The sequence below is a fragment of the Janibacter sp. Y6 genome (assembly GCF_040900765.1).
Lineage (GTDB): Bacteria > Actinomycetota > Actinomycetes > Actinomycetales > Dermatophilaceae > Marihabitans > Marihabitans melonis.
The window spans coordinates 905247-928722 of record NZ_JAKLYZ010000001.1 but is presented as its reverse complement, the minus strand read 5'-3'; the positions used below and the strand labels follow the sequence as shown (position 1 = coordinate 928722).

Annotated in this window: 22 protein-coding genes; 17 read left to right on the top strand and 5 right to left on the bottom strand. The window is 73.3% G+C overall.

Annotated features, from left to right (window positions below; all coding sequences use genetic code 11):
* The first annotated feature begins 2 nt into the window (after positions 1-2).
* Positions 3-2582: an alpha-glucan family phosphorylase gene (glgP, locus tag L6241_RS04300; RefSeq protein WP_368245012.1), complete on the top strand. Its 2580-nt coding sequence runs from the start codon at positions 3-5 to the stop codon at positions 2580-2582.
* Positions 2583-2678: 96 nt separating this feature from the next.
* Positions 2679-3383 (top strand): maleylpyruvate isomerase family mycothiol-dependent enzyme, encoded by a 705-nt coding sequence (locus tag L6241_RS04295; protein ID WP_368245011.1) that lies wholly within the window; start codon positions 2679-2681, stop codon positions 3381-3383.
* 246 nt (positions 3384-3629) lie between these two features.
* On the opposite strand, the gene glgX is transcribed toward L6241_RS04295, so the two are convergent.
* Entirely contained in the window at positions 3630-5822 is a 2193-nt protein-coding gene (gene glgX, locus L6241_RS04290) for a glycogen debranching protein GlgX (protein ID WP_368245010.1), read from the bottom strand.
* Between the two features lie 35 nt (positions 5823-5857).
* On the opposite strand from glgX, the gene L6241_RS04285 reads away from it, so the two are divergent.
* The 10 genes from L6241_RS04285 (at position 5858) to mnmA (ending at position 15089) form a co-directional block, all read left to right on the top strand.
* Positions 5858-6406, top strand: a complete 549-nt coding sequence (locus L6241_RS04285) for a YbjN domain-containing protein (protein WP_368245008.1) — start codon at positions 5858-5860, stop codon at positions 6404-6406.
* Positions 6403-7179: an enoyl-CoA hydratase/isomerase family protein gene (locus L6241_RS04280; protein ID WP_068277739.1), complete on the top strand. Its 777-nt coding sequence runs from the start codon at positions 6403-6405 to the stop codon at positions 7177-7179. Before L6241_RS04285 ends, L6241_RS04280 begins: the two co-directional genes overlap by 4 nt.
* Positions 7179-8132 carry a class I SAM-dependent methyltransferase gene (locus L6241_RS04275; protein WP_368245006.1) on the top strand — a complete coding sequence of 318 codons (954 nt, stop codon included), beginning with the start codon at positions 7179-7181 and terminating at the stop codon, positions 8130-8132. Before L6241_RS04280 ends, L6241_RS04275 begins: the two co-directional genes overlap by 1 nt.
* Positions 8129-8788, top strand: a complete 660-nt coding sequence (locus tag L6241_RS04270) for an acyltransferase (protein WP_368245005.1) — start codon at positions 8129-8131, stop codon at positions 8786-8788. The genes L6241_RS04275 and L6241_RS04270 overlap by 4 nt, the downstream gene beginning before the upstream one ends.
* A gap of 175 nt (positions 8789-8963) precedes the next feature.
* Complete coding sequence (locus L6241_RS04265; RefSeq protein WP_368245004.1) at positions 8964-9746, top strand: electron transfer flavoprotein subunit beta; 783 nt, start codon at positions 8964-8966, stop codon at positions 9744-9746.
* A 33-nt stretch (positions 9747-9779) separates the two neighbouring features.
* Positions 9780-10736: an electron transfer flavoprotein subunit alpha/FixB family protein gene (locus L6241_RS04260; protein ID WP_368245003.1), complete on the top strand. Its 957-nt coding sequence runs from the start codon at positions 9780-9782 to the stop codon at positions 10734-10736.
* Between the two features lie 171 nt (positions 10737-10907).
* On the top strand, positions 10908-11777 hold the full coding sequence (locus L6241_RS04255) for a hypothetical protein (protein ID WP_368245002.1): 870 nt from the start codon (positions 10908-10910) through the stop codon (positions 11775-11777).
* 105 nt (positions 11778-11882) lie between these two features.
* Complete coding sequence (locus L6241_RS04250) at positions 11883-12701, top strand: undecaprenyl-diphosphate phosphatase (RefSeq protein WP_368245001.1); 819 nt, start codon at positions 11883-11885, stop codon at positions 12699-12701.
* A gap of 76 nt (positions 12702-12777) precedes the next feature.
* Complete coding sequence (locus tag L6241_RS04245; RefSeq protein ID WP_368245000.1) at positions 12778-13962, top strand: cysteine desulfurase family protein; 1185 nt, start codon at positions 12778-12780, stop codon at positions 13960-13962.
* 5 nt (positions 13963-13967) lie between these two features.
* Entirely contained in the window at positions 13968-15089 is a 1122-nt protein-coding gene (gene mnmA / locus L6241_RS04240; RefSeq protein WP_368244999.1) for a tRNA 2-thiouridine(34) synthase MnmA, read from the top strand.
* Between the two features lie 52 nt (positions 15090-15141).
* Here the strand turns inward: mnmA and L6241_RS04235 are convergent, their stop codons facing one another.
* Positions 15142-16575 (bottom strand): DUF222 domain-containing protein, encoded by a 1434-nt coding sequence (locus L6241_RS04235; RefSeq protein ID WP_368244997.1) that lies wholly within the window; start codon positions 16573-16575, stop codon positions 15142-15144.
* A gap of 309 nt (positions 16576-16884) precedes the next feature.
* Here L6241_RS04235 and L6241_RS04230 point away from each other — a divergent pair, with 309 nt between their 5' ends.
* From L6241_RS04230 to L6241_RS04220, 3 genes are read left to right on the top strand one after another with little or no spacing between them, the layout of a single operon-like run.
* On the top strand, positions 16885-17160 hold the full coding sequence (locus tag L6241_RS04230) for a DUF1905 domain-containing protein (RefSeq protein WP_368245148.1): 276 nt from the start codon (positions 16885-16887) through the stop codon (positions 17158-17160).
* A gap of 26 nt (positions 17161-17186) precedes the next feature.
* Positions 17187-18185, top strand: coding sequence for a methionine synthase (locus L6241_RS04225; RefSeq protein WP_368244996.1), 999 nt, complete (start codon positions 17187-17189; stop codon positions 18183-18185).
* The gene (locus L6241_RS04220; RefSeq protein WP_368244995.1) at positions 18182-18652 is read left to right on the top strand and encodes a hypothetical protein; all 471 of its coding nucleotides are present in this window, start codon (positions 18182-18184) and stop codon (positions 18650-18652) included. Before L6241_RS04225 ends, L6241_RS04220 begins: the two co-directional genes overlap by 4 nt.
* On the opposite strand, the gene L6241_RS04215 is transcribed toward L6241_RS04220, so the two are convergent.
* A complete protein-coding gene (locus tag L6241_RS04215; RefSeq protein WP_368244994.1) occupies positions 18649-19383 on the bottom strand; it encodes a GAP family protein in 735 nt (244 codons plus the stop codon). The two genes, L6241_RS04220 and L6241_RS04215, sit on opposite strands and share 4 nt — an antisense overlap.
* A 119-nt stretch (positions 19384-19502) precedes the next feature.
* Here L6241_RS04215 and L6241_RS04210 point away from each other — a divergent pair, with 119 nt between their 5' ends.
* On the top strand, positions 19503-20741 hold the full coding sequence (locus tag L6241_RS04210) for a sensor histidine kinase (RefSeq protein WP_368244993.1): 1239 nt from the start codon (positions 19503-19505) through the stop codon (positions 20739-20741).
* On the top strand, positions 20738-21388 hold the full coding sequence (locus L6241_RS04205; protein ID WP_368244991.1) for a response regulator: 651 nt from the start codon (positions 20738-20740) through the stop codon (positions 21386-21388). The genes L6241_RS04210 and L6241_RS04205 overlap by 4 nt, the downstream gene beginning before the upstream one ends.
* On the opposite strand, the gene L6241_RS04200 is transcribed toward L6241_RS04205, so the two are convergent.
* Positions 21385-21873: a DUF4395 domain-containing protein gene (locus L6241_RS04200; RefSeq protein WP_224767033.1), complete on the bottom strand. Its 489-nt coding sequence runs from the start codon at positions 21871-21873 to the stop codon at positions 21385-21387. The two genes, L6241_RS04205 and L6241_RS04200, sit on opposite strands and share 4 nt — an antisense overlap.
* Positions 21874-21972: 99 nt before the next feature.
* On the bottom strand, positions 21973-23472 hold the full coding sequence (locus L6241_RS04195; protein WP_123093328.1) for a long-chain fatty acid--CoA ligase: 1500 nt from the start codon (positions 23470-23472) through the stop codon (positions 21973-21975).
* Positions 23473-23476 lie beyond the last annotated feature (4 nt).

Below are 23476 nucleotides of genomic sequence, written 5' to 3'. Positions count from 1 at the left end.
GTGTGAAGGCCATCCGTCGTTTCAGCGTCCGTACCGTCCTGCCCGAGCCGATCGCCGCCCTGGGCGAGATCGCGACCAACTTGCGGTGGAGCTGGTACAGCCCGGCCCGCGAGCTGTTCGCGAGCATCGACCCCGCGCGCTGGGACAGCGTGCGCCGCGACCCGGTCCGGCTGCTCTCCGCCCTCAGCCCGGCCGAGCTCCGCGCGCTCGCCGAGGACCCCGCCTTCGTCCAGCGGGTCCAGGAGGCCAAGGCCGACCTCGACCGCTACCTCGGGTCGCGCCAGTGGTACCAGGAGTACGCCGAGCGCACCGAGGGCGCGCCGAGCGCCATCGCCTACTTCAGCCCGGAGTACGGCATCACCGAGGTGCTGCCGCAGTACTCCGGTGGCTTGGGCATCCTCGCCGGCGACCACCTCAAGGCCGCGAGCGACCTCGGCGTGCCGATCGTCGGCGTCGGGCTCTTCTACAAGACCGGCTACTTCAAGCAGTCGCTCAACGCCGACGGCTGGCAGCGCGAGGACTACCCCGTGCTCGACCCGCAGGGCCTGCCGCTCTCTCTCCTGCGCGAGGACGACGGCACCCCCGTGACGATCACCCTGGGGATGCCGCACGGCCGCGAGCTGCACGCCCACGTGTGGCGCGCCCAGGTCGGCCGCGTGCCCCTCCTCCTGCTCGACAGCGACGTCCAGGGCAACGACGACGCGATGCGCCAGGTGACCAACCGGCTCTACGGCGGCGGCGGCGAGCAGCGCCTCCAGCAGGAGATGCTCCTGGGCATCGGCGGCGTCCGCGCCCTGCGCGCCTGGTCGCGGCTCACCGGCGCCCCCGCGCCCGAGGTCTTCCACACGAACGAGGGCCACGCCGGCTTCCTCGGCGTCGAGCGGATCAGCGAGCTCACCCAGCAGGGCTCGATGACCTTCGACGAGGCGATGGAGGCGACGAAGTCGGGCACGGTCTTCACCACCCACACCCCCGTCCCCGCGGGCATCGACCGCTTCGACGCGTCGCTCGTCGAGCTCTACCTCGGCGGCGAGCAGGCCCTGCCGGGCGTGCCCACCGAGCGTCTCCTCGGGCTCGGCGCCGAGACCTACGAGGGCGGCAGCCGCGGCGTCTTCAACATGGCGGTCATGGGCCTGCGCATGGCCGAGCGCGCCAACGGCGTCTCCCAGCTGCACGGCGTCGTCTCTCGCGAGATGTTCGACGGGCTGTGGCCGGGATTCGACGACGTCGAGGTGCCGATCACCTCGATCACCAACGGCGTCCACGCGCCGACCTGGGTCGACGACCGGGTCTTCGACCTCGCCCGCGAGCACATCGGCGGCGCCGACCTCGAGACGGGCGACCGCTGGTCCGAGATCGGCGCGATCCCCGGCGACCGCGTCTGGGCGACGAAGCGCGAGATGCGCCAGCAGCTCGTCGACGAGGCCCGCCGCCGGCTGCGCTCGAGCTGGCTCAAGCGCGGCGCGAGCGAGGCCGAGCTCGGGTGGACCACCTCGGTGCTCGACCCCGACGTGCTGACGATCGGCTTCGCCCGACGCGTCCCGACGTACAAGCGCCTCACGCTCATGCTGCGCGACCCACAGCGGCTCAAGGCCCTGCTCACCCACCCCGAGCGCCCGATCCAGCTCGTCATCGCCGGCAAGTCCCACCCCGCCGACGAGACGGGCAAGCAGCTCATCCAGCAGATGGTCCGCTTCGCCGACGACCCCGAGGTCCGCGACCGCATCGTCTTCCTGCCCAACTACGACATCGCGATGGCCAAGGACCTCTACCCGGGCTGCGACGTCTGGCTCAACAACCCGCTGCGCCCCTTCGAGGCCTGCGGCACGTCGGGCATGAAGGCCGCGCTCAACGGCGGTCTCAACCTCTCGATCCTCGACGGCTGGTGGGACGAGTGGTTCGACGGCGAGAACGGCTGGGCGATCCCGACGGCCGACGGCGTCGAGGACCCCGACCGTCGTGACGACATCGAGGCCGCCGCGCTCTACGACCTCGTCGAGAAGCACGTCGCCCCGATCTTCTACGACCGCGACGAGCAGGGCCTGCCCGTGCGCTGGCTGGAGATGCTGCGCCACACGCTGAGCACCCTCGGCCCGAAGGTCCTCGCCACCCGCATGGTCCGCGACTACACCGAGCGGCTCTACACGCCGACGGCTCGTGGCAACGCCGCCGTGAGCGCCGACGGCCACGCCGGTGCTCGTGACCTCGCCGCCTACAAGGGCAAGGTGCGCGCCGCCTGGCCGAAGCTGAGCGTCGACCACGTCGAGGCCAGCGGCCTGTCCGACGACCCGCAGGTCGGCGAGACCCTCCACGTCGACGCCTACGTCTCGCTCGACGGGCTCGACCCGCAGGACGTCGACGTCCAGGTCGTCACCGGCACCGCGGCCATCGCCACGGACGACATCTCGGACTGGACCGCGAGCTCGTTGTCCTTCGTCGAGCGCTACGACAACGGCACGGCGAAGTACGCCGGGTCGGTCGCCATCGAGACCACCGGCCAGTTCGGCTACACGGTGCGCGTGCTGCCCACGCACGAGCACATGGCCTTCCAGTCCTCGATGGGTCTCGTGACCAACGCCTGACCCCCCTTCGCCGAGGTATGGCAGATCGGCCCCGGATCCGTGGATCCGGGGCCGATCGCCATACCTCGCGGTGGTCGGGGGCGGCATCATCGGGGCATGGACACCGCACGCAGCGCCGCCGCCCTCGAGCACGAGATGGCCCGGATCGAGGCGCTGCTGCGTGACGCGTCTGCGCACGACTGGAGCCGGTCGCTAACGACCTGCCCGCGGTGGGAGCTCGCCGACCTCGTCGGGCACCTCGGCGGCGTGCACCGCTGGGTCGTCGGCGCGGTCCGCGAGGGCCACGGGCGCACGGAGAGCACGCCACCGCCGGCGGAGGGGCTGGCCGGGTGGTTCGACCAGGGCGCCCGCGAGCTGCGCGAGACGATCGCCGTCGACCCGGCGAGACCTGCGTGGACCTTCGAGCGGGGTGACCGCACCGTCGGCTTCTGGCAGCGGCGGCAGGTGCACGAGCACACCGTGCACCGGGTCGACGTCGAGCTCGCGCTCGTCGGCGAGACGAGCCCGGTCCCCGTCGACGTGGCCGCGGACGGCGTGGCCGAGGTCGTCGAGGTCTTCGTGCCCCGGAGGCTGGCGAAGGGGTGGCTCGACCCGATCCCCGCGGCGGTCCGGCTCGTCGCCACCGACGCCCCGGTCGAGGTCGTCATCGGCGACGGCGACCCGGTCGCCCAGGTGAGCGCCCCCGCCGCCGACCTCTACCTCGCGCTGTGGCAGCGCGCCCCTCTCGACGACGAGCGCACGACGTACGAGGGCGACGAGGTCGTCGCTCGCGAGGTGCTGAGGATGCCCCTCACGCCGTAGCGAGGGGGTGGGCGGTGGTCTCGAGGCTCGCTGGCGCTCGCACCTCGACCAGCTAGGTGACATCAGTGGTCGAGGTGTGAAGGCCCGCCAGGGCCTGAGCCTCGAGACCAAGGGAGCTGTGGTCTCGAGGCTCGCTGGCGCTCGCACCTCGACCAGCAAGGTGACATCAGTGGTCTCGAGGCTCGCTCGCGCTCGCACCTCGACCAGCGACGGGCTCTCGCGCTCGCACCTCGACCAGCGACGGGGTCAGGCGGGGGTGGCGACGTAGAGGCGGATGCTCGCGGCGGTGACGTCCACCCCTTCGCCCGCGGGCACGTGCACCCGCTCGCCCTCGTCGGGGCGCTCCCAGGCCGAGTCCCACCACAGCTCGAAGCCCGACACGCCCGGCGGGGCGGGCAGGACGACGCGGCCGTCGTGCCCGGCGCCGTGCAGCACGACGAGCGCGGACCGGTGCCCGAGCGGAGCGCCGTCGAGGTGCATCTGGAGGACCCGGCGCGAGGACTCGCCCCACTGGTGGGTCATCGCCGACCCGTGCTCGTCGTACCAGCCGATGTCGCTCGCCCCGTGGTCGTCGAGCGGGCTCCCCGTGTAGTGGCAGCGATGGCGCAGGGTCGCCAGCTCGTGGCGCCACCCGCTGAGGGCGCGGGTCGTCGCGAGCAGGTCCTCCTGCTCCGCCCCGAGCTCCCAGTCCAGCCACGTGAGCGGCCCGTCCTGGCAGTACGGGTTGTTGTTGCCCTGCGTCGTGCGGCCGATCTCGTCGCCCGCGGCGATCATCGGCACCCCGGTCGACAGCAGGAGGGTGGCCAGGAGGTTGCGCCGCGAGCGCCGGCGCAGCGTGAGCACCTCGGGGTCGTCGGTGGGCCCCTCGACCCCGTGGTTCCACGACCGGTTGTGGTCGCTGCCGTCGCGCCCTTCCTCGCCGTTGGCCTCGTTGTGCTTGACGTCGTACGCGGTGAGGTCGGCGAGGGTGAAGCCGTCGTGCGCGGTGACGAAGCCGATCGAGCTCGCCGGGCCCCGCTCCCCGCTCCCGAAGAGGTCGCGCGAGCCGGCGAGCCGGGTAGCGATCTCGCGCACCCCGTGGGTGCTCGAGCCCTGACGCGCGCCGCGCGCGACCGCGAGGTCTGAGAGCCAGAACTCCCGAGCCGCGTCGCGGTACCGGTCGTTCCACTCCGCGAGCGGCGGGGGCATCTGCCCGGTGCGCCACCCGTGCGGCCCGACGTCCCACGGCTCGGCGATGAGGTGCACGCCGCTGAGCACGGGGTCGGTGCGCAGCGCGGTGAGGAAGGGGTGGCCCGGGTCGTAGTCGTCGTGGGTGCCGCGGGCGAGCGCGACGGCGAGGTCGAAGCGGAAGCCGTCGACCCCGCACTGCGTCACCCAGTAGCGAAGGGAGTCGAGCACCATCCGCTGCGTCGTCGCGTCGCGCAGGTCGAGGGTGTTGCCGCACCCCGTGACGTCGACGTCACGGCCGCGCTCGTCGAGCCGGTAGGACGTGCGCCCGGCCAGACCCCGCCAGGACAGCGTCGCGCCCTGCACCGACTGCTCCGCCGTGTGGTTGTAGACGACGTCGAGGATGACCTCGATGCCGGCGGCGTGGAGCATCTTCACCATGCCCTTGAGCTCGTCGAGCGCGCCCTGCGGGTCGGTGGTCGACGCGTACGGCAGGTGCGGCGCGAAGAAGCCCAGGGTGTTGTAGCCCCAGTGGTTGACCAGCCCCCGGGCGAGCACCTCGGGCTCGGAGACGAAGTGGTGCACCGGCAGCAGCTCGACCGCCGTGACGCCGAGCGAGAGCAGGTGCTCGACGCACGCGGGGTGCGCCATGCCGGCGTAGGTGCCGCGGAGGTGCTCGGGCACCCCGGGCATCGTGGCGGTCATCTCGCGCACGTGCACCTCGTAGACGACGCTGTCGGCGAGCTCGCGACGCGGTCGGGGGTGCTCGCCCCAGTCGAAGCGCTCGTCGACGACGACCCCGAGCGGGGCGACGCCCGCGGAGTCGAGATCGCTGCGGACGGCGATGTCGGCGCGGCCGTCCTCGCCGACGACATGGCCGAAGAGCGCGGGCGGGTAGGCGTCGAGCACCCGGTCGACCATCCGCGCGTAGGGGTCGAGCAGCACCTTCGCCGGGTTGTGCCGGTGGCCCGCCTCCGGCTCCCACGGCCCGTCCACCCGGTACCCGTAGCGCTCGCCGGCGCCCACCCCGTCGACCCGGCCGGACCACCAGCCGCGCCGCCGCTGGACGAGCCGCACCTGACGCTCCTGCGCGGGGTCTCCGCTGGGCCCGAAGAGGCACAGCGTCACCGCCGTGGCGAAGGGGGCGTGCACCGCCACCTCGAGCCCGCCGGCGACGAGGTGAGCCCCGGGCACCGGGGCGTGGTCGAGCGGGGTGGCGTCTCGACGCGGGGCTGCTGCCGCGACGTCGTCGAGGCGGGTGTGCGGCGGCATGGTCGCAACTGTAGGCAGTAGGTACGTTGGGGGGCATGAGCGATCCCACCGCACTGCCGAACTTCACCCCCAGCACCGGCGGCCCCGCCCAGGGCGGCGACGACGCCCCCGCCGAGGCCCCCCTTCGCGACCGTGTCAACGAGGCCCTCACCGAGCTCGGTGTCGAGTCCCGCATCGACGACGACGGCGACGTCGCCTTCGCCTTCGAGGACCAGCAGCTCTTCGTGCGCTGCGCCGACGACGAGTCCAACGTCCTGCGCGTCTTCGGCCAGTGGTCCCTCGAGGACCCGGTGCCCTCCGACGAGCTCGAGCGCCTCAAGATCAGCAACGACGTCAACGTCGCCTTCAACCTCGTCAAGGCCGCCGTCGCCAACGACACCCTCCTCGTGACGAGCGAGCACATCCTGCCCCGCGGCGCCGACGTGCGCGGGCTGCTCGGCATCGCCGTGCCCCTCGTCATCCAGGGCGTGCAGCTGTGGCACCAGCGCGCGACCGGCCAGGTCCCCGGCATGCAGCCGGGCGAGGGCGAGCCGGGCGCCGACGCCGCGGCCCCCGCCCCGGGCGAGGGCGAGCTGCCCCGGTGAGCGACTTCGTCACCCTCGAGGTCGAGGGCGGCATCGGGGTCATCCGGATCGACCGCCCGAAGATGAACCCGCTCAACGCCCAGGTGCAGCGCGAGCTCGTCGCCGCGGCCGAGGAGGCGACAGAGCGCTCCGACGTGCGCGCCGTCATCCTCTACGGCGGGGAGCGGGTCTTCGCCGCCGGCGCCGACATCAAGGAGATGCAGACGATGTCCTACACGGACATGGTCGACCACTCCCAGGCGCTGCAGGACTTCACCCGCAAGCTCGCGGGCATCCCCAAGCCGACCGTCGCCGCGATCGCCGGCTTCGCGCTCGGCGCGGGCTACGAGGTCGCGCTGTGCGCGGACTTCCGGGTGGCGAAGGTCGGGACGAAGGTCGGCCAGCCCGAGATCCTCCTCGGGGTCATCCCCGGGGCCGGGGGCACCCAGCGTCTCGCCCGCCTCGTCGGGCCGGCCAAGGCCAAGGACCTCGTCTTCTCGGGCCGCTTCGTCGACGCCGAGGAGGCGCTGGCGATGGGCCTCGTCGACCGGGTCGTCGAGGGCGACGTGCTCGAGGCGGCCAAGGAGATGGTGGCGCCCTACGTCACCGGTCCGGCGTACGCCCTGCGCGCCGCGAAGCAGGCCATCGACGCCGGTCTCGAGGTCGACCTGCAGACCGGGCTGGAGATCGAGCGGATGCTCTTCGCCGGGCTCTTCGCGACGAAGGACCGCACGACCGGCATGCGCTCCTTCGTCGAGGACGGCCCGGGCAAGGCGACCTTCGAGGGCGCCTGATGCCGCAGCCGGCGAGCGCGCAGGACGTGGAGCGCGCCTGGGAGGACAACACCCTCGCCCAGGTGCTCTACCACGACTGGGAGGCGCAGACCTACGACGAGAAGTGGTCGATCAGCTTCGACGAGCGGTGCACCGCCGTCGTGCGCGACCGCTTCGAGCGGGTCGTGCGGGGCCGGCGGCTGCCGGGCGAGGAGGTGCCCTACGGGCGCGCTCTCGAGCTCGGCGCCGGCACCGGCTTCTTCTCCTTGAACCTCGTGCTCGCCGGCCTCCTGCGGGAGGTCCACGTCACCGACCTCTCGCCCGGCATGGTCGAGGTGGCGCAGGAGAACGCGCGCCGGCTCGGTCTCGAGGCCCACGGCCGGGTGGCCGACGCCGGGTCGCTGCCCTACGACGACGACAGCTTCGACCTCGTCGTCGGTCACGCCGTGCTCCACCACATCCCCGACGTCGAGGCGACGCTGCGCGAGGTGCTGCGCGTGCTGCGCCCCGGCGGGCGCTTCGTCATCGCGGGGGAGCCGACCCGGATTGGCCACCGGTACGCCCGCGCGCTCGGTCGGGCGACGTGGGAGGTCGCGACCCGGGTCGCCGCGCTGCCGCCGCTGCGCGCCCGCTGGGCCCGACCGCGGGCCGAGCTCGACGAGTCCTCGCGAGCGGCCGCCCTCGAGGCGGTCGTCGACCTGCACACCTTCGACCCCGACGAGCTCGCCGAGACCGCCCGCCGGGCCGGGGCGGAGCACGTGGGCACCGCGACCGAGGAGCTCGCCTCGGCCGTCTTCGGCTGGCCCGTGCGGACCTTCGAGTGCGCGGTGCGCGAGGACGCGCTCGGGCTGCGCTGGGCGATCTTCGCCTACCGCGGCTGGCAGCGCCTCATGCGCGTCGACGACGTGCTCGCCCGGGTCGTGCCGCAGCGCTTCTTCTACAACGTCGGCGTCACCGGCGTGAAGCCGCGGTGAGCCTCGTCGCGCGGCTGCGCCGCCCGCCCCTCGCGGCGGGGGAGCACTGGGGCGCCGCGCGCTGGGTCGCCTGGGTCGTGAGCAACCGCGCGTGGACCCACCACCACGTGCTGGGATACCTGCGGATGATCCGCGCCCGCGCGGCCAACCCCGGTCTCGTCTTCGAGGGCCCGTGCTTCATCGGCCCGGACGTGCGCTTCGAGGTCCGGCCCGGCTTCGGACGGCTCGTCGTCGGCCCCTTCGTCCACATCGGTCCGCACTCCCGCCTGCGCGCCCACGAGGGCACGCTGCGCATCGGCGCGAAGACGGTCATCGGCACCCGCAACACGATCAACACCTGGCTCGACATCGAGATCGGCAGCTCGTGCCTCTTCGCCGACGACGTCTACGTCTGCGACTTCGACCACCGCACCGACTCGCTCGAGATCCCGATCAAGGACCAGGGCATCGTCAAGTCGCCCGTGCGCATCGGTGACGACGTGTGGGTCGCGACGAAGTGCGTCGTCCTGCGCGGCACCGACGTCGGCGACCACAGCGTCCTCGCGGCCGGCACGATCGCCCGCGCGAGCTATCCCGCCCGCTCCGTCGTCGTCGGCGTCCCCGGACGCGTCGTGCGCACCCGGGGCGAGGACCCGGCCGCGCCGACGACGGGGTGAGCCGCCCCCTTCGTGCGTGGACGTGTGGTGAGGGTCATGGCGCCTCGATGGCCGCGCGGCGCAGGCAGAGGGATACCGTCGGGGGGAGTCGGCCTGCACCCGACCCGGGGCACACCCAGGGGCGAGGCGGGGCCGGCGGACACCAGACCCACACGAGGAAGAGGACGAGCCAGCGATGAACATCGTCGTCTGCGTCAAGTACGTGCCGGACGCACAGTCCGACCGCAGGTTCACCGAGGACCACACCACCGATCGTGACGGGGTCGACGGCCTCCTCTCCGAGCTCGACGAGTACGCCGTCGAAGAGGCCCTGAAGATCGTCGAGGCCACCGGCGAGGGCGAGATCACCGTCCTCACCATCGGCCCCGAGGCGGCCGCCGACGCCGTGAAGAAGTCGCTGCAGATGGGTGTCGACAAGGGCGTGCACGTCCTCGACGACGCGATCGCCGGCTCCGACGCCCCCGCGACCTCGCTCGTGCTCGCCGAGGCGATCACCAAGCTCGGCACCCCCGACCTCGTGCTCACCGGCATGGCGTCGACGGACGGCACGATGTCGGTCGTCCCGGCGATGCTCGCCGAGCGTCTCGGCCTGCCCCAGGTCACCTACGCCTCCGAGCTCACCGTCTCCGAGGGCACCGTGACGATCCGCCGCGACGGCGACACCGCGAGCGAGACCATCGAGTCCTCGCTGCCGGCCCTCGTCTCGGTCACCGACCAGATCAACGAGCCGCGCTACCCCTCCTTCAAGGGGATCATGGCGGCCAAGAAGAAGCCGGTCGAGACGTGGAGCCTCGCCGACCTCGGCGTCGACGCCGGTCAGGTCGGCCAGGCCAACGCGTGGACCGAGGTCCTCGAGACCACGAAGCGTCCCCCGCGCGAGCAGGGCGAGATCGTCACCGACGAGGGCGAGGGCGGCAGCAAGCTGGCCGACTTCCTCGCCGCGCAGAAGTTCGTCTGAGCCGCGCCCAGGACCAGGAGGAAAGACACAACCATGGCTGAAGTACTCGTGCTCGTCGACCACGCCCAGGGCGTGGTGAAGAAGCCCGCCGCCGAGATGCTGACGATCGCCCGCCGCCTCGGCGAGCCGACCGCCGTCTTCATCGGCCCCGGCGCCGAGACCGCGAAGGACCTGCTCGCCCGCTACGGCGCGGAGAAGATCATCTCCGTCTCCGACCCCGCCGTCGGGGAGTACCTCGTGGCCCCCCAGGCCGAGGTCCTCGCCCAGATCGTCGAGGCCTCGAGCCCGGTGGCCGTGCTCATCCCGAGCAACGCCGCCGGCAAGGAGGTCGCCGCGCGTCTGGCCGTCAAGACCGGCTCCGGTCTCATCACCGACGCCGTCGACGTCCAGGCCGGCGAGAGCGGTCCCGTCACGACGCAGTCCGTCTTCGCGGGCAGCTACAGCGTGAAGTCCCGGGTCACCCAGGGCGCCGCGATCATCACCGTCAAGCCCAACTCCGCCACCCCGGAGCAGGCCGCCGGCGCCGGCGCCTTCGAGGAGCTCACCCCGCAGATCTCCGACGCCGCCAAGGCCGCGAAGATCACCGCGTCCGAGCCGAAGAAGGCCTCCGGTCGTCCCGAGCTCACCGAGGCGGCCATCGTCATCTCCGGTGGCCGTGGCACCGGCGGCGACTTCGCCCCGGTCGAGGCCTTCGCCGACAGCCTCGGCGCCGCGGTCGGCGCCTCGCGCGCCGCGGTCGACGCCGGCTGGTACCCGCACACCAGCCAGGTCGGCCAGACCGGCAAGCAGGTCAGCCCGCAGCTCTACGTCGCGGCCGGCATCTCCGGTGCCATCCAGCACCGCGCCGGCATGCAGACGAGCAAGACGATCGTCGCCGTCAACAAGGACGAGGAGGCGCCGATCTTCGAGCTCGTCGACTTCGGCGTCGTCGGCGACCTCTTCCAGGTGCTCCCGCAGGCCACCGAGGCGGTCAAGGGCAAGAAGGGCTGACGCCCCCTTCGCCCGCACGCGCAGCTCGCCCCCCGGCCGACCGGCCGGGGGGCGACGTGCGTCACGGCGCGTTATCGAAATGTGACTTCGCGCCCGGGTCTCGCTACTGTGGTGGCACCCCGGCTCGCCAGAGCCGGGTCTGCTCTGCCCCCGAAGCGAAGGTCTGCCCCTGTGACCCAGCCTCCCAAGCACGCGGCGCGTCACGGTGCCCCTGCCCGGCGCTCCCTCTCGCGCACGCTGCCCCGCGGCGCGGCCCTGAAGTCCGCCGCCTGCGTCGGCCTCGTCGTCGGCGCCTCCGCCCTCGTCGCCGCGCCGACCGCGACCGGTGCGGCCTCCGCCGAGCCCACCCCCGACGCCTCCGCGTCCTCGCGGGCCAGCTCGATGCTCGAGGATCGCGGTGACGACGCCGCGCAGCGCAGCACCGCTCGCGTCGCCCTCGCCGTCCCGACCGACCTGCCCGCCCCCGTGCTGCAGAGCGCGATGTCGGCCGGCGACCTCGACGTGGGCGCGGTGAAGAAGCCCGAGCCCAAGCCGGTCCCGAAGCCGGAGCCCCAGCCCGTGGTCGAGCAGGAGACCCCGGAGCCGGTCGAGCAGACCGAGGAGGCTCAGCCCGATCCGCAGGAGCAGGAGGCTCCCGAGCCCGAGGCGACGCCCGAGGAGACGACTCAGGCCCCCGCGCCCGCCGGTGGCCTCGACACGACGAGCTACCTCGCGCAGGCCCAGGCCGTCGGCCTCAGCCCGAACGCCCAGGCGGTCTACTCCGCGGTCCGCTCGCAGTACCCCCACCTGACGAACATCGGCGGCTACCGCGCCGGCGACCCCGGCGATCACGGCACCGGCAACGCCGTCGACGTCATGTGCGGCTCGGCCGACGGCGACGCCGTCGCGGCCTTCGTGCAGCAGCACGCGAGCGAGCTCAACGTGAAGTACGTCATCTGGAAGCAGCGGATCTGGATGCCCGGCGGCTCGTGGAAGCCGATGGAGGACCGGGGCGACCCGACCCAGAACCACTTCGACCACGTGCACATCTCGGTGGGCTGACCCAGCCCCCGCACGACCCCGGGCGGGACCACCCGCCCGGGGTCTCGCACGTCCGGCAGGGCATGATCCTCCTCGAACCGTCCCCACCCCACAGGAGCACCACACATGGACTGGCTGCAGGCGATCGTCCTCGGCGTCGTGCAGGGGCTCACCGAGTTCCTGCCCATCAGCTCGAGCGCGCACCAGTCGATCGTCGGGCGCTTCTTCGGCGAGGACCCGGGCTCGGCCTTCACGGCGATCACCCAGCTCGGCACGGAGGCGGCGGTCCTCGTCTACTTCCGCAAGGACATCGCCCAGATCATCCGGTCGTGGTGCCTCGCCGTCGCGGGCAAGCTCCCGCACAGCGACCCGCAGGCGCGCCTGGGGTGGATGGTCATCCTCGGCTCGATCCCCATCGGCCTGCTCGGCATCGCGCTCAAGGACGTCATCACCGGTCCGGCGCGCAACCTGTGGATCACCGCGACGATGCTGCTCATCTTCGCGCTCGTCATCGACGTCGCCGACCGCCGGGCGAAGCAGGACCGCCAGCTCGAGCAGCTGACCGTCCGGCACGGCCTGTACTACGGCCTGTGGCAGGCGCTGGCGCTCGTCCCGGGCGTCTCGCGCTCGGGCGGCACGATCGCCGGTGGTCTCTTCATGGGCTACACCCGTGAGGCCGCCGCCCGCTACTCCTTCCTCCTCGCGATCCCCGCGGTGCTGCTCTCGGGCTTCCAGCAGCTCTTCGACATCGCGGACGAGCCGGTCGAGCCGGCGTGGGGCCCGATCGCCGTGGCGACGGTCATCTCCTTCGTCATCGGCTACGCGGTCATCGCCTGGCTGCTGCGCTACATCTCCACCCACACCTTCCGCCCCTTCGTCATCTACCGGATCGGGCTCGCCCTCGTCCTCTTCGTCCTCCTGGGCACCGGCGTCATCGCCGCCTGACCGAGGGCGAAGGGGGATCCGACCCGGCAGGACGGGCGGGCCGCCCCCACAGGTGGGCGGCCTAGACTCGACGGCGATGAGCACCTACCTCGACCACGCGGCGACCACCCCGATCCGCCCGGTCGCCCGGGACGCCGTCCTCGCGCAGATGGCTCGCGTCGGCAACCCCTCGAGCCTGCACTCCGCCGGCCGCGCGGCCCGGCGCGTCCTCGAGGAGTCGCGCGAGGCGGTCGCCGACGCCCTCGGTGCCCGTCCGTCCGAGGTGATCTTCACCTCCGGCGGCACCGAGTCCGACAACATCGCCCTGCTCGGCTCCTACCTCGCCGCGCGCCAGGCCGACCCCGCCCGCGACCGCGTCGTGCTGTCCGGGATGGAGCACCACGCGGTGCTCGACGCGGCGACCCACCTCGCCGACACCTCCGGGGCGCGGCTGACCTTCGTCGAGCCGGGGGAGTGCGGCACGATCGAGGTCGACGCCGTGCGCGCCGCCGTCGAGGCGGACCCGGCCGCTGTCGCCGTCGTCAGCGTCATGTGGGCAAACAACGAGGTCGGCACCGTCCAGGACGTCGCCGCGATGGCCCGGCTGTGCCACGAGCACGCCATCCCCTTCCACACCGACGCGGTGCAGGTCGCGGGCCACCTGCCCGTCGACTTCGCCGCGGTCGAGGCGGACACGCTCGCCGTGAGCGGGCACAAGTTCGGCGGGCCGACCGGGGTGGGCGTGCTGCTCGCCCGGCGTGACGCCCGGCTCGTCCCGACGACCCACGGCGGGGGCCAGGAGCGCTCGCTGCGCAGCGGCACGGTCGCCGTCGCGGGCATCGCCGGCCTCGCCGCCGCGCTCACCGAGGCGGTCGGCGAGATCGAGACCGAGGCCGCCCGGGTCGCCGCGCTGCGCGACCGCTTCCTCACCCGCGCCCGCGAGATCGACCCGAGCATCCGCGTCTCCGGCTGCTGGGAGCTCGGCGACATCACTCGTCGTCTGCCCGGCAACGCCCACATCACCATCCCCGGCTGCGACGGCGACTCGTTGCTGTACCTGCTCGACGCCGCCGGCGTCGAGGTCTCGACCGGCTCGGCCTGCCAGGCCGGTGTGCCGCAGCCCAGCCACGTGCTGCTCGCCATGGGGCGCAGCGAGGAGGAGACCCGCGGCTCGCTGCGCGTCTCGCTCGGGTGGACCTCGACCGAGGCCGACGTCGACGCCGCGCTCTCCGCGCTGCCCGACGCCGTCGACCGTGCCCGCCGCGCCAGCGGCGCTGCCTGATCGCCATGCGTGTCGTCGCCGCCATGAGCGGTGGGGTGGACTCCGCCGTCGCCGCCGCCCGGATGCTCGACGAGGGCCACGACGTCGTCGGCGTGCACCTCGCCCTGTCGCGCAGCGCCGCGACGCTGCGCGAGGGCGCGCGCGGGTGCTGCACGATCGAGGACTCCGGCGACGCCCGCCGGGTGGCCGACCGGCTCGGCATCCCCTTCTACGTGTGGGACATGGCCGGGGCCTTCCAGCGCGACGTCATGGACGACTTCGTCGCCGAGTACGAGGCGGGGCGCACGCCCAACCCCTGCCTGCGGTGCAACGAGAAGATCAAGTTCGCCGCGCTCCTCGACAAGGCGCTCGCCCTCGGCTTCGACGCCGTCGCGACGGGGCACTACGCGCAGGTCGAGCAGGGTCCGGCAGGCCGCGAGCTGCACCGCGCCGTCGACCCGGCCAAGGACCAGAGCTACGTCCTCGGGGTCCTCGACGCCGATCAGCTGGCCCGCTCCTTCTTCCCGCTCGGGCGCTCGACGAAGCCGCAGGTGCGCGAGGAGGCGCAAGAGCGAGGCTTCTCCGTCGCCCGCAAGCCCGACAGCCACGACATCTGCTTCATCAGCGACGGCGACACCCGCGGCTGGCTCGCGGGCCGGCTCGGGGAGCGGCCCGGCGAGGTCGTCGACGAGCGCTCGGGCGAGGTCGTCGGCGCCCACACGGGCGCCTACGGCTTCACCGTCGGTCAGCGACGGGGCCTCGGCCTCGAGCGCAGCAGCCTCGACGGCGAGCCGCGCTTCGTCACCCGGGTCGACGCCTCGAGCAACCGCGTCTTCATCGGCACCTCCGACCTGCTCGGCGTGCGCCAGGTCATCGGCACCCAGCCGCGCTGGTGCGGTCCCGCGCCGACCGGCGAGGTGCGCGTGGGTGCGCAGCTGCGCGCCCACGGCGAGGAGATCCCGGCCCGCGCCCGCCTCGAGGGCGGAGACGGCTCCGGCCCTCGCCTTGAGGACGGAGACGGCTCTGGCCCTCGCCTCGTCGTGGACCTCGACGAGGCCGTGCGCGGCATCGCGCCGGGCCAGTCGGTCGTGCTCTACGAGGGCACTCGTGTCGTCGGCTCGGCGACCATCGCGTCCACCGCCCGCTGACCGCGCACACCCCCTCCGGAACTGCCGCCGCGTCATCACCGCGTGCGTCCTTCTACGTGCGTCGGTGGAAGTGGATCGTGACGGTGTCGTCGGGTGCGCGGTGGGTGGTGTGCTGCCAGTCGGGTCCGTCGATCATGCGGTGGTGGTAGCCGCACAGGGGGATGGCGTTGAGCAGGTCGGTGAGTCCGCCGTCTCGCCAGGCGTGGAGGTGGTGGATCTCGGTCCACGCGAAGGGGCGTTCGCACCCGTGGGCGGCGCAGGTGTCGTAGCGCAGGGACAGGGCGAGGGCTTGGGCTTCGGTGAAGAGGCGCTTGTGTCGGGCGAGGTCGAGGGGTTGTGAGGGCCCGTCGAGGACGACGGGGATGATCCCGGCGGCGCAGGCCATGCGGCGGATGGTGCCGGTGTCGAGGTGGTCGCCGGCGTCGGTGCTCCCGGCTCGGCGCAGGTCTGCGGTGAGGTCGTCGAGTCGGGTGGTGACCAGGAGGGTGGCGGCGACCTTGCGGGAGAGGTGGTCGGTGGGGATGCGGGTGAGGAGGTCGGCGAAGGCCAGGCCGCGGCGGTGCTGCCAGTCGAGCTCGTCGACGCGGGTGTCGCCGGTGAGGCGGGCGAGGTCGCTGGGTTCGGTGATCACGGTGTCCGAGCCGGGCTGGGTGCGGCGTCGGGGTGCGGTCATGGCGTCGATGACCTTGCCGAGGATGGCGCCGGCGGCCCAGGGGACGGTGAAGTGGCCGGTCATGGTGCCGTCGTGGTTGTCGCGGATCCAGAAGGCCGACTCGTCGCGGGCGTGGGCTTCTTCGGCGGCCAGGACGTCGTCCTCGTGGGCGTCGACGACGTCCTCGTCGGGTTCGACAGCTTCGAGGACGCGGCGTGCGGCGATCCGCAGCTTGGCCGGTGCCCGGTTGACCGCGAGCAGGAGGAGCTCGGCCTCGCAGGTGTGGCGCTGCTCGGGGGTGAGTCCTTCGGGCAGGTCTGCCATCGCGGTGGTGATGACGCGGGCGTGGTCGGCGCTGATCCGCCCGTCGTCGAGGGCAGCGGCGGTGCGGGCGAGCTCGGGCTGCGGCTGTGCGGGTGGCGTGGTGGTGGCGTCGGCGCCGACGAGGGTCAGGGTGGGGGAGTCGCACCCGGGGTCGGGCTCTATGGTGCTGGGTGCGGTGAGCGCGGTGGCGAGTCGGACGTCGCGTGAGGCGGGTCGTCGGTCGCCGTTCGTGGACTGTGCGACCCAGGCTCCGGTGTCGGTGTGCCCGGTGCGCTCCGCCACGCGCACTGTGTCGGCGCGGGCGACGAGGCGCAGCCGTGCGGCCTCGACCCGTCGGGCGAGGCGTTCGACCTCGACGAGATCAGCGCGCAGCGCCCGCCCGGCGGTGCGCTGGTCGGCGGCGATCGCCTCTTGGAGGCTGTCGATGACGGCGTGGGCCTGGTCGAGCAGGGCCGGCACGCGGCTCTGGCCCGGGGTGCCCGGGTCCAGGAGCTGCGGCATCGTCGCCATGACCCCACAATATCGAACAGGTGTTCGACAGGCCAGGCCTTTGTCGGTGAACGGTCAGCAAGGGTCTCGAGGCTCGGGCCTGGCGGCCCTCGCGCCTCGACCGCCGATGGCGCGTCACCTCGACCTCCAGCTGTCGGGTGGCCTCGAGGCTCGGGCCTGGCGGCCCTCGCACCTCGACCACCGACGGCCCCGTGGTCTCGAGGCTCGGGCCTGGCGGCCCTCGCACCTCAACCACCAAGCGGCCCTCCCCCCTCGACCATCAGCCTTCCCAAGGCTGACGGGGGGTGGTGCCACGATGGCGGGGTGGACATGGACTTCGAGGCGGAGGTCGTCGAGTGGCGGGGGCCGGCGCCCTACGTCTTCGCGGTGATGCCGGCCGGGCAGGCGCAGGAGGTGGCCGACGTCGCGCGAGACCTCACCTACGGCTGGGGGTGCATCCCGGTGTCGGGCCGGGTGGGGGCCACCGACTTCACGACCTCGCTCTTCCCCCGTGAGGGCGGCTACTACGTGCCCATCAAGGTCGCGGTCCAGCGCGCCGAGGGGGTGGGCGTCGGCGACACCGTGCGGCTGCGGCTCACCCTGTGAGCGACGCCGGTGCGATGATGCCCGGCGTGACCTCGACGAGCCCCGGCCTGCCCATGACGACCCGGGTGAGCGGCGTCGGCAGCTGGCCGGGCGAGAGCCCCCGCGAGGCCGTCCGGGCCGTGCGCGACCTCCTCGGCGGCGTGCCTCACCTGCCCGAGCTCCCCGGCCGCGGGATCGGGGCCGACATGATCGGCCGCGCGGCATCGCTCCTCGAGGGCCTGCACGTCGAGACCCAGCCCTTCGGCTGGCGGCTCGTCGACCGCCCCGGCCGCGACGAGGGCCGGGCCGCGGCCTACCTGCGCCACGACCTCGACGAGCTCGCCGAGGCCTACGACGGCTGGCAGGGCCCGCTCAAGCTCCAGGTCAGCGGTCCGTGGACCCTCGCCGCCACCCTCGAGCTCACCCGTGGCGAGCGCGTCGTCAGCGACCACGGCGCGCGTCGCGACCTCACCGAGTCGCTCGCCGAGGGCCTGCGCACGCACGTCGCCGAGGTCGCCCGGCTCGTCCCCGGCGCAGACCTCGTCGTCCAGGTCGACGAGCCCGCGGTGCCCGCCGTGCTCGAGGGACGTCTGCCGACGCAGTCCGGGTACGGGCGGCTGCGTGCCGTCGACCGCTCGGAGGTGCGCGACTCCCTTCGCGTCGTCCTCGACGCCGCCGGCGACCACCGCACCGTCGTCCACTGCTGCGCCGCGGAGGTCCCCGTCGCGCTCCTGCACGAGGCCGGTGCCGACGGGCTCTCGCTCGACACGACCCTCCTCGACGGCTCGCGCTGGGAGCAGCTCGCCGCGGCCGTCGAAGGGGGAGCGCACCTGTGGGCAGGAGCGGTGCGGGTCGGCGCCGACTGGCGCAGCGCCCACGACCGGCTCACCGGGGCCTGGGGGCGGATCGGTCTGACGACGGCGAGCCTCGCCGACGTCGTCGTCACCCCGACGTGCGGTCTGGCCGGGGCCACCCCGACGTCCGCCGTCGCGACCCTGCGCACCGCGAAGGACCTCGCCGAGGCCCTGGCCGAGAGCGGCCGGTGACGCAGACCGGGTCCCCGGGGCGGCCCCCCTTCGCCCGGCGCCTCTGGCGCACGTGGTGGCAGATGACCCGGTGGATGGTCGGGCTCTTCGTCGTCGTCGCGCTCGGGATGATGGTCTTCATGGGGGACTGGAGGCACCACGCCCTCGGGCTCACCGACCGGCGCGAGGTGATGGTCACCCACGTCACGGCGAACACCGACCGGTGCGCGAAGAACGACGTCGGTGACCGCGTGGACGTCAGGTGGACCGACGACGACGGCCGGACCCGCACGGGCTGGTGGGTCGCCTGCCGCGGGGACGGCCGCGTCGAGACCGGTGACCGGCGCGAGCTCTGGGTCGCACCCGGTCGTCGGGGCTACGACTACTCGACGTGGTCGCTGTGGACCCAGCTGCCCAAGGCCGCCCTCCTCGCGAGCTCGATCCTCACGGCCGTCGTCATGTGGAACGAGCAGCGCCGCCGGCGCTAGCCGAAGGGCATCCATCCCGGGAGCCCCGCGTCGCCCGCGTTGCTCAGGATCAGCAGCCCGACGATCGCGAGCACCCAGGCCACGGTCTCGCCGGACGTGCGCTCCATCCACGCGGCCACGCGCCGCAGCACCGGCTCGAGACGTCGCCCGAGCCCCAGCCGCAGACCGAGCAGGAGCAGCGCCGGGAGCACCATGACGACGCAGTACCCGGCGAGCACGAGCGCCCGCTCGGCCGCGCCGACGGGCGCGCTCGTGACGATCCCGATGCCGGCGAGGTAGGGGATCATCGACGCCGCCTCGATCGCGGCCGCGGCGACGGCCAGACCAACGAGGGCCCCCGTGCCGCCGCGCTGCCCGTCGACACCCATCGCCCGGTCGCGCCAGCGGTGCACCCGCCGGCTCGTCGTGCCGCCCCCGTCGCCCTTCTTCCTCGTCGGCATGAGGATGCCGGTCGCGAGCAGCAGCACGCCGACGGCCACCTGGACGCGGGTGCCGGTCGTCGTCGAGAGCCACTGCCCGAGGTCGCCGGCCACGGTGAGCAGCAGCCCGGTCGCCAGCGCCACCCCGAGGACCCAGTAGAAGCCCGCGACCGTGCCGAGGAAGACGAGCACCCGGCCAGGGCGCACCCGGCCCGGCGCGAGCATGAACCACAGCGGGATGAGCAGGGTGCCAAAGCTCGTCGAGTCGACGAGGGCGAGCACGGCGAGGGTGAGCAGCTGGGGCAGGTCCATGGCAGCCACCGTGACCCGCGCGACGTGTCGCGCACATCGGCCGAAGGGGGAGCAGCCGCAGCCGCGGCGTCCGCCTTTCGGATGACGCCCGGTGCCGGGCCCCGTGATTCGATGACGTCGTGACGACGCAGCGCAGGGCCGAGGCGGTCGGCCTCGACCTGCGCGGGGCAGCGCTCATGGCGCTCCTCGGCACGGTCCTCGTCGCCATCGACCTCGTCGACATCTGGGGCCAGGGCACGCGCGGCCCGAGCGGGCGCTGGTGGCACCTCGTGCCCCTGCTCCTGCTGTGCGCGGTCATGGTGTGGCGCAGGGTGCGGCCGCTCACCTGCCTCGCTCTCGGCGTCGTCGTCTTCGCCGTCGAGACGGCGTACGGCGGCAGCATCGGCTCGCTCCTCGTCATCATCGAGCTCGTCTACGCCGCCGGTCTGCACGGCCGGGGCCGCGCCGTCGTCTCCCTCGACTGGGCCATCGGCATCGGTGTCGCCGCGAGCGGCCTCGCGGTCTGGGCGCTGACCGGCGACCTGCAGGACGGCGTGCTCACCGCGCTCACCGTCTTCGCCGTCTTCGGCACGTCCTTCTGGTGGGGGCGCTCGAGCCGCCGCTCCCTCGACCTCCTCGCCGCGCAGCGCCGGCAGGCCCAGGACGAGGCACGGCTCGCCGAGCTGCGCGCCCGCGAGGAGCGCCGGGGCGAGCGCGAGCAGATGGCCCGCGACCTCCACGACGCGCTGTCCGGCAGCCTCGCGGCGATCACCATCCACGCCGAGGCCGGGCTGCACGACGAGAGGTCGCAGCGGCGCGCCCTCGAGGTCGTCCGCGCCACCTCGAAGGACGCGGTCCGCGAGCTCCAGTCGATGCTCGCCGTCCTGCGACCGGACGTGCCGATGACCGTCTCGCCCTCCCTGGCCGACCTCCCCGCGCTCGTCGAGCACTCCCGGTCGCGGGGCATCGAGGTCGCCCTGCACCTCGACCCCGACCCGCTGCCCGAGCTGCCCGCCCCCACCGGCCAGGCGCTCTACCGGGTGCTCCAGGAGGCCCTGCACAACGTCGCCCGCCACGCCGCCTCCCCGCGAGCCGAGGTCGCCGTCGCGGTGCAGGACGACCTCGTCCTCACCGTCGTCTCGCCGCTGCCCCCGGGGCCGGACCGCGCCGAGCCGGGCCTGGGCCTCGGGCTGCTCTCGATGCGCGAGCGCGTCGAGGCGCTCGGCGGCCACCTCGAGGCCGGCCCGTCCGGGGACTCGTGGCGCGTGCGCGCCGCCGTCCCCCTCCACCGTGTGAGCACCCACGAGACGAGCACCCATGAGGCGAGCGCCCACGAGACGAGCACCCGCACGCCGGGCACCCAGGAGAGCACCGCATGACGACCGTCCTCATCGCCGACGACCACGCGACCGTGCGCTCCGGGCTGCGCCTGCTCCTCGAGGCGCACGGGCTCGACGTCGTCGGCGAGGCGGGAGACGGCCGGGTGGCGGTCGAGCAGGCCCGCGCCCTGCGGCCGGACGTCACCCTCATGGACGTGCGGATGCCCGGTGTCGACGGCATCGCCGCGACCCGCGAGATCGTCGAGCAGTCGTTGTCGCGGGTGCTCGTGCTCACGAGCTTCGAGATCGACGAGCACGTGTCCGGGGCGCTGCGGGCGGGGGCCGACGGCTACCTGCTCAAGACGGTCGACGCCGGCCCGCTCGTCGACGCCGTCGAGCGCGTCGCGGCCGGCGAGGCGGTCCTCGCGCCCGAGGTCACCCGGCACGTCATCGCCGGCTTCGCGGCGGCTCCCGAACCCTCGCCGCCGGCCGAGGAGGTCGAGGGGGGCTCCCCCTTCGCCCTCACGCCCCGCGAGGTCGACGTGCTGCGTGCCCTCGCCCAGGGGCTGACGAACGCCCAGATCTCCGCCGAGCTGCACATCTCGGAGGCCACGACGAAGACCCACGTGTCGCGCGTCCTCGCCAAGCTCGGCTGCGCCTCACGGGTGCAGGCGGCGATCCTCGCCCGCGAGCGCGGTCTGGCCTAGACCGTCGCGCGGCTGCGCAGCCGGATGTCGGCGCAGGCCTCGCAGGTCTCCTCGGGGATGACGCCGAGGCGCATGAGGTGACCGAAGGCCCAGCACCCGGCGCAGAAGCCGGCGGCCGACTCGAGCAGCGCGAAGACCGTGAGCACGCCGAGCAGCACCGCGGCGGCGGTCGTCAGGCCGAGGCCCAGCGCGAGCACGGCGGCGGTCGTCGAGACCACCGCGCCGATGCCCTGGGCGAAGCGCTTGGGCGGTCCCGGGGTGAGGACCGGCTCGCCCAGGCGCGGCGCGACGACGCGCATCGCGACCCAGCCGAGGGGGCTGAGCCGAGGCCCGGCGAGCACCCGTCCGAGGAAGCCCAGCGCGAGCGGCACCGTGATCCACCACCACCCGGTGACGAGGACGAGGGCGCTCGTCGCGGCGACGACCGCCGCGACGGTCCGGGCCGCCTTCTCGTTGACGGGGTTGGGGAAGACGAAGAAGCTCACCGACAAATCATAACGTCGGGTTATGGGAGCCATAAGCACGAAGGGGGTGGCCTGGGCCACCCCCTTCGTCACGTCACGACCACCGGGTCGCGACGCGGGTCACTCCGCGGGCGCCTCGACCGAGCGGCGCAGGATCTTGCCAGTGGGCCCCTTCGGCAGCTCGTCGAGCTGCCAGATGCGGCGGGGGTACTTGTACGCGGCGATCCGCTCCTTGACGTAGGCCTGGACCTCCTCGAGCGTCGTCGTCGACTCCGGCGCGAGCGCGACGGCCGCGCCGATCTCCTCGCCCATGAGCTCGTCGGGCACGCCGACGACGGCGCACTCGACGACGTCCGGGTGCGAGTAGAGGACCTCCTCGACCTCGCGCGGGTAGACGTTCATCCCGCCGCGGATGATGAGGTCCTTCTTGCGGTCGACGATGGTGAAGTAGCCCTCGTCGTCGACCGTCGCGAGGTCACCGCTGCGGAACCAGCCGTCGGGGATCGCCGTCGCGGTCTCCTCGGGCTTGCCCCAGTAGCCCTTCATGATGTTGTCGCCGCGGATCGCGATCTCGCCGACCCCGCCGCCCGGCGGCACGTCGTTGCCGTCGGCGTCGACGAGCTTCATCTCGCAGCCGGGGATGGCCCGCCCGATGGTGCCGGGCTTCGTCGGGGCGTCGGGCATGTTGAAGGACGCGACCGGCGAGGTCTCCGACAGGCCGTAGCCCTCGAGGATCTGGGTGTCGAAGGCCTCCTCGAAGCGGCGCATCGTGTCCTCGGGCAGCGCCGAGCCGCCCGAGACGCAGGTGCGCAGGCTCGAGGTGTCGGTCGTCTGCGCCGACGGGTGGCCCAGCATCGCCCCGTACATCGTCGGCACGCCCTCGAAGATCGTCACGCGGTCGCGCTGGACGACCTCGAGCGCCTTCGCCGGGTCGAAGCGGGGGATCAGGGTGAGCGTCGCGCCCGACCGCACGGCGGCGTTGAGCCCGCACGTGAGGCCGAAGACGTGGAAGAGCGGCAGGCAGCCCATGATGACGTCGTCGGAGGTCATCTCCATGATGTTCTCGGCGGAGCGCTGCGCGTTGAGGTCGAGGTTGCGGTGGGTGAGCTCGGCCCCCTTCGGGCGCCCGGTCGTGCCCGAGGTGTAGAGGATGACCGCCGTGTCCTGGGGGTCGCGCTCCGTCGGCTCGGCGATCGGGTCCGCGGGGGAGAGGTCCTCCTCCGAGGGGCCGAGCGGGCCGGAGCGGATGACACGGGTGCTCAGGTCCTGCGCGCCGCTCACCGCCTCGTCGACGAAGTCGCCCCAGACGAAGGCGAGCTTCGCGCCCGAGTCGGAGAAGAAGTACTCGATCTCGCCGGACTTGAGCAGCGGGTTCATCGGCACGACGGTGCCGCCGGCGAGGAGCGTGCCGTAGAAGAGCACGGGGAAGGCCGGCACGTTGGGGAGGATGAGCGCCACCCGGTCACCGGGCTCGACGCCGGCGGCCCGGATCGCCCCGGCGGCCTTCGCGGCGAGGCCGTGCAGCTGGCTCCACGTCAGCTCGGCGTCGTCGAGCCGGATGGCCACCTCGTCCGGGTGCTTCTGGGCGGTCGCGACGAGGTTGCTCGCCAGGTTCGTCATCGGT